At 40.5% G+C, this 12,595-nt stretch carries 15 protein-coding genes; 4 read left to right on the top strand and 11 right to left on the bottom strand.

Going from position 1 to position 12,595, the window contains the following annotated elements:
* The first annotated feature begins 15 nt into the window (after positions 1–15).
* Genes K0S23_RS07015 through K0S23_RS07000 form a run of 4 tightly spaced genes read left to right on the top strand, consistent with a single transcriptional unit; the run spans position 16 to position 4,010 of the window.
* Positions 16–876 carry a hypothetical protein gene (locus K0S23_RS07015; protein WP_300355720.1) on the top strand — a complete coding sequence of 287 codons (861 nt, stop codon included), beginning with the start codon at positions 16–18 and terminating at the stop codon, positions 874–876.
* Positions 877–890: 14 nt separating this feature from the next.
* Complete coding sequence (locus tag K0S23_RS07010) at positions 891–2,282, top strand: sugar transferase (RefSeq protein WP_300355719.1); 1,392 nt, start codon at positions 891–893, stop codon at positions 2,280–2,282.
* The gene (locus K0S23_RS07005) at positions 2,282–3,253 is read left to right on the top strand and encodes an NAD-dependent epimerase/dehydratase family protein (RefSeq protein WP_300355718.1); all 972 of its coding nucleotides are present in this window, start codon (positions 2,282–2,284) and stop codon (positions 3,251–3,253) included. Before K0S23_RS07010 ends, K0S23_RS07005 begins: the two co-directional genes overlap by 1 nt.
* A 1-nt stretch (position 3,254) precedes the next feature.
* Positions 3,255–4,010 carry a DUF1295 domain-containing protein gene (locus K0S23_RS07000; protein ID WP_300355717.1) on the top strand — a complete coding sequence of 252 codons (756 nt, stop codon included), beginning with the start codon at positions 3,255–3,257 and terminating at the stop codon, positions 4,008–4,010.
* Between the two features lie 39 nt (positions 4,011–4,049).
* Here the strand turns inward: K0S23_RS07000 and rlmD are convergent, their stop codons facing one another.
* From rlmD to K0S23_RS06945, 11 genes are all read right to left on the bottom strand, one after another.
* The gene (gene rlmD / locus K0S23_RS06995) at positions 4,050–5,480 is read right to left on the bottom strand and encodes a 23S rRNA (uracil(1939)-C(5))-methyltransferase RlmD (RefSeq protein WP_300355716.1); all 1,431 of its coding nucleotides are present in this window, start codon (positions 5,478–5,480) and stop codon (positions 4,050–4,052) included.
* Positions 5,481–5,515: 35 nt separating this feature from the next.
* Positions 5,516–5,935, bottom strand: a complete 420-nt coding sequence (locus tag K0S23_RS06990) for an Rrf2 family transcriptional regulator (RefSeq protein WP_300355715.1) — start codon at positions 5,933–5,935, stop codon at positions 5,516–5,518.
* Positions 5,936–5,984: 49 nt separating this feature from the next.
* On the bottom strand, positions 5,985–6,761 hold the full coding sequence (gene lpxA / locus K0S23_RS06985; protein WP_300355714.1) for an acyl-ACP--UDP-N-acetylglucosamine O-acyltransferase: 777 nt from the start codon (positions 6,759–6,761) through the stop codon (positions 5,985–5,987).
* Positions 6,758–8,164, bottom strand: a complete 1,407-nt coding sequence (locus K0S23_RS06980) for a bifunctional UDP-3-O-[3-hydroxymyristoyl] N-acetylglucosamine deacetylase/3-hydroxyacyl-ACP dehydratase (protein ID WP_300355713.1) — start codon at positions 8,162–8,164, stop codon at positions 6,758–6,760. Before K0S23_RS06980 ends, lpxA begins: the two co-directional genes overlap by 4 nt.
* 1 nt (position 8,165) lies before the next feature.
* Positions 8,166–9,212 (bottom strand): UDP-3-O-(3-hydroxymyristoyl)glucosamine N-acyltransferase, encoded by a 1,047-nt coding sequence (gene lpxD, locus K0S23_RS06975; RefSeq protein WP_300355712.1) that lies wholly within the window; start codon positions 9,210–9,212, stop codon positions 8,166–8,168.
* A gap of 91 nt (positions 9,213–9,303) precedes the next feature.
* Entirely contained in the window at positions 9,304–9,984 is a 681-nt protein-coding gene (locus tag K0S23_RS06970; RefSeq protein WP_300355711.1) for a hypothetical protein, read from the bottom strand.
* A gap of 67 nt (positions 9,985–10,051) precedes the next feature.
* Entirely contained in the window at positions 10,052–10,369 is a 318-nt protein-coding gene (gene trxA / locus K0S23_RS06965) for a thioredoxin (RefSeq protein WP_300355710.1), read from the bottom strand.
* 85 nt (positions 10,370–10,454) lie between these two features.
* Positions 10,455–10,940 carry a hypothetical protein gene (locus tag K0S23_RS06960; RefSeq protein ID WP_300355709.1) on the bottom strand — a complete coding sequence of 162 codons (486 nt, stop codon included), beginning with the start codon at positions 10,938–10,940 and terminating at the stop codon, positions 10,455–10,457.
* Between the two features lie 3 nt (positions 10,941–10,943).
* The gene (locus K0S23_RS06955) at positions 10,944–11,213 is read right to left on the bottom strand and encodes a DUF493 family protein (protein ID WP_300355708.1); all 270 of its coding nucleotides are present in this window, start codon (positions 11,211–11,213) and stop codon (positions 10,944–10,946) included.
* A gap of 24 nt (positions 11,214–11,237) precedes the next feature.
* Positions 11,238–11,810: a hypothetical protein gene (locus K0S23_RS06950; RefSeq protein WP_300355707.1), complete on the bottom strand. Its 573-nt coding sequence runs from the start codon at positions 11,808–11,810 to the stop codon at positions 11,238–11,240.
* Positions 11,807–12,592: a TerC family protein gene (locus K0S23_RS06945; RefSeq protein ID WP_300355706.1), complete on the bottom strand. Its 786-nt coding sequence runs from the start codon at positions 12,590–12,592 to the stop codon at positions 11,807–11,809. Before K0S23_RS06945 ends, K0S23_RS06950 begins: the two co-directional genes overlap by 4 nt.
* Positions 12,593–12,595 lie beyond the last annotated feature (3 nt).

The raw sequence follows: 12,595 nt of genomic DNA, 5'->3' as shown, positions 1-12,595 counted from the left end.
CGGATAGGCTTATCTATGAAATATTTATACTTTTTTGTTCTTCTTTCGTTCGGATTATCCAGTTGTGTAAAGAATAATCCACTCCCTGTGTGGCTTGAAATAAACACCTGGACCCTTAATTCAAATCCAAGTTCCAATGATCCTACCGGTGAATTGACCCACAATTTCTCAGATGTTTGGGTGTATGTTGACGGGAAGATAATCGGTGTGTTTGAAGTTCCATGTAAAATCCCTGTTCTTGTTTCCGGTTCCTGCAAGGTTACCTTATATCCGGCATTTAAAAACAATGGTCTTGCCTCAACCAAAAAGATCTACCCCTTCGCAGAACCATATGAAGTTACCATGGACCTTGCCGAAGGAGAGACTTATACCTTTAATCCGTCAACCAGGTATTTTGCGAACACTCAATTCTGGATCGAAGATTTCGAAGATTCCTCTGTGAAACTTGTTAAGGATGCTTCTGTTTCCACTGCAGAAATGACCGTAGAGAGTAATAGCAGCAACGGTCCCTGGGGGAATTACGGACACATCGCCCTGAATTCTGCCCAATCATTATGGGTGGGAATAACAGAACCGGCATTGCCTTTGCCTAAAAGCGGGGCGGAAGTCTATCTTGAATTTGATTACAAAAACACCAATTCAATTCTGACCGGAATGATTGAAATACAAAACGGAGCCCAGGTTGATCATGGCGGATTCACTGTTTCACAGCAAACCAGTGATGTGAAGTGGAAGAAAATCTATATTGATTTGAAAGACGTTGTTTCGAATACACCAAACGGAATTTCCTACAAACAATACCTTAGAATGCTCTTAGATGACGGTTTAAGTTCAAGTGAAGTCTATATCGATAACATTAAAGTAGTACACTTCTAGAATCATCATTGAGAATGCAAAAATTGTTTAGAGGTTTATTTATTGGGAGTGATTTTTTAACGGCAGCTTTATCGTGGGCATTATTCTATTACTACCGAAAGACCAACATTGAAGGCGAAGAGTTCTCATTTAATCAAACGTTTTACTACGGAATTCTCTTCATTCCTTTGCTCTGGCTCTTGTTTTACACGCTTCAGGGAACCTACCAGGATGTCCGAAGACTATATCGCTTAAAAATCCTTTCTTATACTGCATTTGCAACAATTTTCGGATCCATCGTTCTATTCTTTGCCTTACTGATAGATGACGATGTAAATACATATTTCAATTATTACCGTTCACTCTTAACGTTAGCTCTGCTCCATTTCGGATTTACTTTTTTTTCCAGGCTTGTTATTACCAGCATTCTTGTAAGAAGAATTCACTCGCGAAGAGACGGATTTAAAACATTGCTGATCGGGGGATCGGAGAAAGCAGTTGCGATCTACCAGGAAATCGAAGGTATTGAAAAAGGAGGCGGAAATCAATTTGTCGGATTTGTTAACCTGAACGGGATTGATAAACTTTTGGAAAACAAAATCCCTTACTTGGGTCATGTTGACCAGTTAGAGGAAATTATCTCGGAAAACCGGGTCGAAGAAGTAATTATTGCTCTCGAAAGTACAGAGCATGAGCGCCTGAAAACGATCGTTTCCAGAATTAACAACGACAATATTGTGATCAAGGTCCTTCCGGACATGTATGATATTCTATCAGGATCCGTAAAGCTGAACAATATCTTCGGTGCGTTGCTGATGGAAGTAAATGCGGAAGTAATGCCTTACTGGCAGCGGGCAGCCAAACGTTTGTTCGACATTGTCTTTTCCCTGGTTGCAATTATCCTGCTTATCCCCGTTTACCTGTTTCTTGCAATTGCTGTTAAACTCTCGTCTCCGGGACCTATCCTGTTTTTCCAGGAACGCATCGGTTTGAACGGGAAACCTTTTAAGATCATAAAATTCCGAACCATGTATGTGGACGCTGAAAAGGCAGGCCCGCAGCTTTCAAGCACGGATGATCCACGGATTACTCCGATCGGCAAGTTTATGCGCAAGGCGCGCCTGGATGAGTTTCTTCAATTCTTCAATGTATTGAAAGGCGATATGTCATTGGTGGGGCCCCGACCGGAAAGACAATTTTTCATCGATCAGATAAAAGCAAGAGAACCTCAATTCCTGGAACTAACCAAGGTAAGACCCGGAATTACTTCCTGGGGACAGGTAAAATACGGCTATGCAGAAAATGTGGACCAGATGATTCAGCGCATGAAATTCGACCTGCTTTATCTCAGAAACAGATCCATTGCTTTGGATTTAAAGATCCTGATGCACACAGTTCTGATTATTGTAAAGGCAAAAGGAAAGTAATGAAAGTTGCGATAACTGGTGGGAACGGTCATATCGGAAATGCGGTTATCGAAGAACTGATCCGCCGCAACTACACTATTAAAGCTCTTATTCATTCAAAAAGCAATTTCCTCGAAAGCCGAAACATTGAAACCGTAAAAGGTTCTTTACACGATGAAGAATCATTGCTTGAATTAATGAAAGACTGTGACTACCTTATTCATTGTGCAGCACTTATTTCAATCAACGGCGATATGAATCAGCTGGTTCAGAAAACCAATATCGAAGGGCTCGAAAATGTGTTGAAAGCAGCTAAAAAAAGTAACTTAAAGCGCATTGTCCACCTGTCTTCCGTGCATGCCTACGATCACCTTCCAATAGATCAAACATTGAACGAAACGCGCAATTTTGTTTCTGACAAGGCTTATTCTTACGACAAAAGTAAAAGAGACGGCCAGTTGATCGCCCGCAAATATTTCGAAGAAGGATTACCGGTCATTGTTGTGAATCCGACATGTGTTTTCGGTCCGCCGAATTATGCACGGTGCAAACAAAACAATGCATTCATTTCCATGGCGAAAAGACGGGTTCCTTTTGTCTTTAAGGGCGGTTATAACTGGGTCGATGTTCGCGATATTGCAAACTCCATTTGCAATGCTTTAACCCAGGGACAATTGGGAGAATCTTACATCCTCGGCGGGAAATATTATACTTTAAAAGATCTGTCGCGGGTAGTTGCTAAAGTTTCCAACAAGCGCATTCCCTGTTTTGAAGTTCCGGCTAGCCTGGTAAAGTCATTTCTCCCTTTCATCAGTTTCTATTACAAAATCCGCAAACAAGATCCTTCCGTTACACGTGAAAGTATTGAAATTCTGGAATTCGGGAACAAATTCATCGAATCCGAAAAAGCAAAAAGGGATTTGGGTCATAATCCCCGACCAATTGATGAAACGATGAAAGATTTATTATCTTGGCACCACGAGAATCACTGATATGACGCAAGACACTTTCTATTTCTACTGCTACGCCTGGATCGGTGTGGGAATTATCGCATTTTTAGGTCTTCAATTCAAAGATGCACCTTATGGGAAATTTGCCAGTTCCAAATGGGGCCCAAGCATGCCAAATCGCTGGGGATGGGTAGTTATGGAAACCTTTGTTTTAGTCGTATTGTATTACTTTGTTTTAACAAGTCCGAAAACCCTCTCAGCCGTCGACTGGACCATTATCGGTTTATTTAGCGCCCATTATGTCAACAGAAGTTTTATTTACCCATTCAGAACACGCACCAAAGGCAAGCAAATTCCTGTCAGCATTGTTGGAATGGCCATGTTCCACAATTTAGCGAACGGGTTCCTGATCGGTTATTACCTCACCCATTTCTCTTCGTATACGAATGATTGGTTCACTTCCTGGCAATTTATTCTTGGGACAAGTCTGTTCGTAATCGGAATGTTTACCAACATCTATTCTGACACTGTTTTAATCAACTTGAGAAAGAACCCGTCAGACGGGTACAAAATTCCTTACGGAGGGCCGTTTAAACTGATCTCTGCACCAAATCTGGGAGGAGAATTATTGGAGTGGATCGGTTTTGCAATCCTGTGCTGGAATCTTCCGGCATTTTGCTTTGCATTCTTTACCTTTTGCAACTTATTTCCAAGAGCATTGGCCAATCACAAGTGGTATAAGCATACATTTCCGGATTATCCGAGAGACCGCAAAGCGGTGATTCCTTTTATTTGGTGATTAAAACAGGTAGGGGCGAAAAATTTTTCGCCCTACCTGTTAATCTATTTTCTCATACACCGCAATTGCCTCAATGTGGCTGGTATGCGGGAATTGGTCTACCAAAGACAATTTAGTCAGTTTATAACCGCCTTTTTCCAGAGTTTCAGTGTCGCGCGCCTGTGTTGAAGGATTACACGAAATATACACCATATGAGATGCTCCCAGCGCCATTACTTTTTGCAATGTTTTCGGGGCAATTCCGGCTCTTGGCGGATCCAGAACGATGGTATCAATACGATTTAAGTATTCCGGGTGAAGTGAAAGGAATTTACCTACATCTGCAGCAAAAAAATGAAGATGCTCCAGTTTATTGCGCTTTGCATTTCGCTTGGCATCTTCAATCGCTTCCTCCACGATATCTACTCCGATTATCTCACCTGCATTGACACGTTGTGCCACTAACTGGCCGATAGTTCCTGTTCCGCAGAACAAATCCATAATTACTCCACCGTCTTTCGCATGATCACAAACGTAATCGATGGCTTTGGTATATAAACGTTCGGCACTCTTGGGGTTTGTCTGGAAGAAACTTTCCATACTGATCTCGAAGGAAAGTCCGAGCATTTTTTCTACCACCACAGAATCTCCGAAAAGCAGGGTACTTGTCCCGTTCTCTATCTTCGCTCTATCAGCAATATTATCATTGATCGTATGCCAAATACCTGCCAAACGATTTCCTAATTTCTCTTTCAGAAAAGCGACAACTTGTTTGGTATCGAATTTCTTAATTCCTACGGAACTTGTAACGATGTGTAAAAGCAACTGATCTTGTTCGAAAGATTTACGGACTACAATATGCCGGAAGAAACCTTCTTTTTTCGGCGGATGCCAGGCAGGAAGTCCGAATGTTTTCAAAAGATCCCGAAATTCAGGCAGAATGGTCTCCCACTGCTCATCAAACAAACCACTCGGCTTATTCAGGTTTTCAACCTTCCACCAGGTTCCTCTTCGTTTGAATCCAAGAGCAAAAGCATCATCAATTTCTTCGCCTGTTTCGGGAACGTGCTCAATACATGAAAAGCTGTATTCCATTTTATTCCGGTAAAAGAATGCCTCAGGGGAAGAAATAAAGGTGTCAAACAAAGCATTCGGGTCCTGAATTCTTCCAATCTTACGATAAACGTCCAATGTAGATTTCTTCTTATACTCTTGCTGAACTTCAATCGGGACAAACAAATATGGCGCACCTGAAATCTCCTGAAATGGCAGCGGTTTTTCCAAAGGAGAACGCTCTAAAACTTCCAGTAATTTACATTCGGCATGCCGTTTTCTTTTCTTGTCAACACGCGCTCTTACGAATTGACCCGGAAAGGTATTTTCAACGAATAAAATAAAATCCCCTTCTTCCGATTTCATGCGTGCAATACCTTGACCGCCAAATGCAAAATCGTCGATTTTAACTTCAATAATTTGATTTCTATGTACCACTTGATTGTTTGTCTTATCCAGCCACGGCTGACTGATTACAATTCCTGATTTACAATATCCTGAATTGATTTATTTTCTAAAATACGGAGTGTTTCATTCCGAACATCGATAAACACTTTATTTAAGCCACAGGTCATTTCATCCGTACATTCATCGCAACGTTGGTAATAATTCAGACTAACGCACGGAAGCAAGGCAATCGGGCCGTTAAATAGTCGAATGATCGTTGAGATCTGGATTTGTGCAGGTTGTTGTCTTAAAAAGTAACCTCCGCCCTTCCCCATTTTTGAATTCAGGATTCCCTGTTTTTTTAAATCAAGCAAGATAGATTCCAGGAACTTCCGGGGAATACGGCTATTCTCTGCAATTTCGAGAATCAAAGTTGGCTCATTAGCATCTTTCTTTGCCAGGTAGGTCAAAGCATGTAATGCATATTTTGTCTTCTTTGATAGCATGAATAACAGTCTACTGAGCTAATTTACAATTAATTTCGAAAAACAATTGTTATATCAATCCTTTAATTACTCCTTTGTCCGAAGCTTCGATGAATGACAAGATCTCTCTTCTGATAGGAGAATCGGGAATGGATTCTTTTACAATATCCAGTGACTTCGTAATATGGTTGTTCTGAACGAAAATGATTCTGTAAATATCTTCTATTTCACGCACCTGTTCGTCTGTGTAACCACGTCTTCTAAGTCCTACGGAATTGATCCCTGCATAAGTAAGCGGCTCACGTGCACACTTTACGTAAGGAGGAACATTTTTTCGGATCAGTGATCCACCTGCGATAAATGCATGTGCACCAACGTGTATAAATTGCTGGGATCCGCAGCGGCCTTCCAAAATGGCATAATCTCCCACTACACAGTGACCCGACAAACCGGAATAACTTGCCATGATGACATTATTTCCAATTTGACAATCGTGGGCAACGTGCACATAAGTCATTAACAAACAATCGTTTCCAACTGTTGTTTTCCACATATCTTTTGTACCGCGATGGATAGTAACACACTCTCTGATCACGGTTCTGTCACCGATTTCCACAGTAGTGTATTCGCCGTCAAATTTCAAATCCTGAGGAATTACAGCAATAACTGCACCCGGATAGATCTCACAGTTTTCTCCAATTCTAGCACCGGGATAAATGGTCACATTCGGATGGATCTTCGTTCCTGCTCCAATTACTACATCATCGTAAATTGTACTAAATGCTTCTATAACTACCCCTTCTCCTAATTTTGCATTGGGAGAAACATGTGCTAGTGGACTTATCATACTTCTGCTTTATCTTTAATGACTTGTGCAAGCATTTCAGCTTCCATAACTTGTTTGCCGTTCACAAAAGCATTTCCACGCATGTGAACCAATCCGCGTCTAATAGGTGAAATTAATGTTAATTCAAATACCAATGTATCTCCCGGAACAACTTTTTGCTTGAATTTCACATTGTCAATCTTCATGAAATAGGTCGAATACAAGTGCGGATCTTCTACTTTACTCAAGGCAAAAATACCTCCACACTGAGCTGTAGCTTCAATTTGAAGAACTCCAGGAAAGATCGGGTTTCCGGGAAAATGTCCCTGAAACATCGGCTCATTCATTGTCACATTCTTCACACCAACAATTTTATCCTCCGTGATCTCCATGATCTTATCAACCAATAAGAACGGATATCTGTGAGGCAACATGCGCTCGATATCGTTAATGTTATAGAGTGGTTCGCGTTCCAAATCAAATTTGCGATTACCTTTTTCCTGTCTTTTAATCTCTTCTTTCAAGACTTTTGCAAAACGCGTATTTCCCGAATGTCCGGGACGAGCAGCTAAAATGTGTCCTTTGATAAATTTCCCTACCAAAGCCAAATCACCTACGATGTCTAATAATTTATGGCGAGCCGGTTCATTTTCGAACTGTAATTTCAAGCTGTTCAAAACCCCGATCCCATCGTAGTTCACCTTTAACTTATCTTTTCCCAACAATTTTGCCAGGCGATCCAATTCTTCTTCCTTCACATCATTCCGTTCAACCAAAACGATTGCATTGTCAAGGCTTCCACCTTTGATCAGGTTGTTTTGTGCCAGGAATTCCAATTCTCCAAGGAAGCAGAATGTTCTGCATGCAGCGATGTCTTTTTCAAACTCACCGATGTGGTACATACTTGCATGCTGTGTTCCCAAAGCTGGTGAATTATAATCCACCATTACCGTTACACGATATTCTTTATCCGGAACAGCCAAAAATTCAATTCCCCTTTCAGCATCTTCCCACTTAATGTTCTCTGTTAATTCCAGGTATTGGCGTTCAGCATTCTGCTCTTGCTTTCCAACACGCTGAATTTCTTTCACAAACAGAAGAGATGAACCATCCATAATCGGAATCTCGGGCCCGGTAAGTGTAATTAATGCGTTATCCACTTCCAATCCGTACAATGCCGCCAAAACATGCTCTGTCGTATATACTTTAGCACCATTTGATTCAAGCGTAGTTCCACGATCAGTAGAAACCACCAAATCCGCATCTGCTTTAATTATCGGTTGACCATCTACATCCAGTCGCTGGAATTTGTATCCGTGATTTTCAGCTGCCGGATGAATTTCCATTGTAACGGACTCTCCGGTATGCAAACCAACTCCATTGAATGTGATTTTTTCTTTAAGGGTAAATTGTTTTTCCGACATATTATTCTGCAGGTTTTGAAAGGGTTTTAATTTTATCTTCTAGTTCTGATAATTTCTTAATAATGATTGGAAGCCTTCTGAATCCGACAAATGATTTTTTATAATCGTCCATTGGAATAGCAGGTGAACCCATGAGTACTTCCGCTTTTTTAACCGTATTCGGGATTCCGGATTGTGCCACGATCTTAGTTCCATCGGCAATATGAAGATGCCCGCTGATTCCAGCCTGACCACCCACCATGACGTGTTTACCAATTTTCGCAGAACCGGCAACACCAACCTGTGCTGCAAGCGCGGAATGATGTCCAACTTCTACATTGTGAGCCAGATGAACCAGGTTATCGATTTTTACTCCCTGACGAATGATAGTAGAACCCATTGTTGCACAGTCGATCGTCGTATTCGAACCGATCTCCACATCGTCTTCCAAAACTACATTCCCGATCTGGGGTACTTTTGAGAAAACTCCGTTCTCATCCGGAGCGAAACCGAACCCATCGCTACCAATTACAACACCGGCATGCAGTACACAACGATTCCCGATCTTCGTATCGGCATACACTTTTACACCGGCATGGATCGTGCAGTCATCACCAATGACCACTCCATCCCCGATATATGCCTGCGGATAGATCTTAGCATTCTTGCCAATTACCGTGTTCTCCCCAATATAAGCGAACGCCCCCAAATACAAGCCGTCTCCAACTTTAGCAGATTCAGCAATAAAAGACGGAGTTTCGATTTTCGGCTGTTTTTGGCGCATCTGGTTGTAAACATCCAGTAGTTTTGCAAAACATGCATAAGCATCATCCACCTTAATCAGGGTTAGTGTTTCAGGCAGTGCCTTCGCAGGAGTAAATGATTTATTTACAATGCAAATACTTGATTGCGTTGTATAGATATATTCTTCGTACTTGGGATTAGACAGGAACGAAAGTGAACCTGTAGTTCCCTCTTCAATTTTAGCTAAGCCAGCAACTGTAACATCCGAGTTACCAACGACTTCACCGTTTAGGATAGTAGCTATTTGCAGCGCTGAAAATTCCATTGGACAAAATTAGTAAAAACCTTTAGGTTATGTGAGTGTTAAAATAGGATTTATTAACAGAACATTGTGATGAAATGCCTTAAATCCAAAGCTAATTGCGTTCAAATTCATAAAATTCGATATGATCCTTGTACCAGGTAGTTCTGGCAGTTAATGTATCACCGTTTTTACGAGGCAAAACAACAAACTGCTCAGGCATCGGTTCTGCATTGAAATTTGTTTTCGAGAAGTCTATTAAACCGGCTTTTTTCAACAAATACTGAACATGTTCTTCATCTACAATTCCAAATTCAGCCATTTGCTTAGTCAACTCATCGCTTTCTTTGAGATAAACAAGGCTGTTCACATGCGGAAAACTAATCATGCGGCCATAGCCTTCCGTTGTGCTTTTAAATTTCTGAATAGACCCTTTTGGCCATACAGCTTCAGCAACAAAAGCGTCTTCCGGCATGGAAAACCACAGGGCTATATTTTTACCGTCTATTTCTTTTTCGATCTTATAAACTTTCGTAGCACCCTGCTTTTTACTTGAACCGAAGGAAATTGACCCGTCATTCAAAAAAGATATGATTTCCTCATCACTTAACTCATGCTGATCAAAAATCCGCTGGTTGTCTTCCGACACCACGATCACTTTCCCCAAGAAGGTGTTTTTAACCCTGTTTTCAGGCAACCACGTACAGCCCCTGTTTCTAAAAAAGAAAAAAACAAAGATCAATCCTACTCCAAAGCCTAATCCGTACAATCGCAGGCGCCTCCAAAAATTTTTCATGTAAACTGGTTGTGAATTTCAAAAAAAAGGTCCGACTTGCGGACCTTTATTCTATTGAATTCTAAAATTAAATTAATGCATCCAACTTAGCAGTCAACTGACCTTTCGGAACAGCACCAACTGATTTGTCAGCAATTTCTCCACCCTTAACAAAAATGATTGTAGGGATATTACGAATTCCAAACTGAGCAGAAACTCCAGGATTTAAGTCAACATTTACTTTTCCTATGATTGCTTTACCCTCGTATTCATTTGCCATTTCTTCAACGATTGGACCGATCAATCTACATGGACCACACCATTCTGCCCAAAAGTCTACCATTACCGGTTTGTCTGATTTCAATACAAGCTCTTCAAAGTTTGCATCTGTGATTTCTAATGCCATAATTGTTTCAATTTTATGCGACTTCTTTTCGTCGGTCTAAAGTTACTATTTGTTTTTTGTTTGTCAAAAGCTTTGCCAAGACAATTTACACTGTCAGATTGTCATGCTGAACAAACATTTTCTTCATTGTTTTTTGATTATCTGTTTGCAGGCAATAGAAATAAGTCCCGTTGTCCAGGTCCTTGGCATCAAAGCGAACAATGTGCCCCCCGGAAGGAAACTCTCTGTCCTGGAGTACTTTGATAGCCTCCATTTTTGCATTCAAAATTGAAAACACAACTTTTTTGTTTTGTTCTATCGTAAAATAGAATTCTACCTCACCACTTTGGGTTTTGCTTTCCAAATCAAAAAGCAAAGCATAATCCTCTTTTTTCAATGTGCCTCTTGAAAAATATTTGATCACTGACTTATACGCAATATACAACATCGTAATTGCGGCCAATGCTATTAGAGTCCCTAAAACTTTACTTTCCCAGGAACGGATTCCTTTCACAAAATTCACCCGGAATAAAATCAAAAGGGTAATCAAGAGACTGAGACCCACCAAGGTCAATACGGTTCTTTTTTTCATATTTTACAAGGAAATAATTCCCGGGATTACTTGAGCTTTTTCATACACTGCAATGATCGAATCTACATCCAGCATCATTTCTTTTACACTTACACTAACAAATTTACCGTTGCTCGACTCATGAAACTGAATCTGTGCCGTTTCATCAAACAAGGCAGTTGTTTGAGCTAAAGATTGCGGAGTATTTGGTACAATAAACTTAAAGAAATAGACATTCGGCCATTCTTCCAGGCTTAATTGTTCTCTTAATTTATCAAACACTCCTTCACTCATTGTTTTAACTATTTTGATATTGCTTTACAGGTATTTCGGCAGCAAAGATAAGCGCTTTATCGCTAGCAACAGGTCTTTTTCCAGTTCACTTTTATTCTTTTCCAGGTCTGAGAATGTAAGCCATCCTCTTCGTGCGGCCTGTTTCAAACCATTTTGGATCAACATGGGATCCGGCTCAACTCCAAAAACAGGCTCTTCATCCAACCAAGTCAAAGGCTCAAACTGCTCCGAAAAGGCTCTTTCCATCGCCAATCCCTCTTCCAGAATCCCGATTAAACTACGTGGTGTCTGCATTTGAGTAAAAGCAATTTTCCATTGACTTTTGGCTTTCATGTAGCTTTCCCATAAAACAAGCACCTCTTCGTTTGTATGCAGATCGTAGCGGAATTGAGGCACCTGATCATTTTGATAAAGCTGCTGACTTTCTGAAATTTTAGCCAGCAAATCCAAACGAGCCAGTTTCGATTTAAGTGTCAATCTTAACAAGGGTTTTGCAAGAATGGATTTTTTGATCTCAAAAAGTTCCGTTTCAATTGCTTCTTCTACCTCATCCGGGCTTTCAACACGAAGAATCGTCAGGATTTCTTCCGGATTCACAACTCAGGTTCCTTTTTGTTTTTACGCATACGGATATTGAGAAACTCAACAAACAAGGCGTAAACCATCGCGAAATAAATATATCCTTTCGGAATATGCTGACCGAATGATTCCGCAATTAACAATACTCCGATCGTAACCAGGAAACCTAACGCAATCATTTTAATAGTTGGTCGTGCATTGATGAAATTGGCAATTGGCCTTGCAAAGATCAACATGATGATCATGGAAATGACTACAGCCAAAACGATAATTACAAACGGATCTTGTCCATGTGCCTCATGGCGAATATCATTCGTCATACCAATTGCTGAAATTACGGAGTCGAAGCTGAAAATAAAGTCGATTGCGACAATCTGCATCACAACCGATCCTAAACGCACTTTTTTCTTTTTCTTGAGTTCGTTGTGATTTCCTTTTACACTTGAGTGCATTTCTCCAACCGATTTGTATATCAGGAAAAGTCCTCCGATCAATAATACTAAACTGTGACCTGTAATTTTTTCATCCGTATATGGAAAATAGTGGAGCCATTCTATTCCTTTAAATAAAAAGTTCTGATCCAATTGCATAATCCATGAGACTACACTCAACAACAGCAATCGGATTATCAAGGCCAGACTCAAACCTAAAAGCCGGGCTTTTCGCTGATCTTGTTTTACAAGTGAATCCGTAATGATTGAGATAAAAATAATATTGTCGATCCCCAATACGATCTCCAATAAGGTTAATACCACAAGGTAAAAAATTCCAATGCCTGTTGTTAATATCTCAAATTCCACTAT

The sequence above is a fragment of the Fluviicola sp. genome (assembly GCF_029266855.1).
Lineage (GTDB): Bacteria > Bacteroidota > Bacteroidia > Flavobacteriales_D > Crocinitomicaceae > Fluviicola.
The sequence above is the reverse complement of the archived record's forward strand: the minus strand, read 5'-3'. Positions and strand labels throughout refer to the sequence as shown.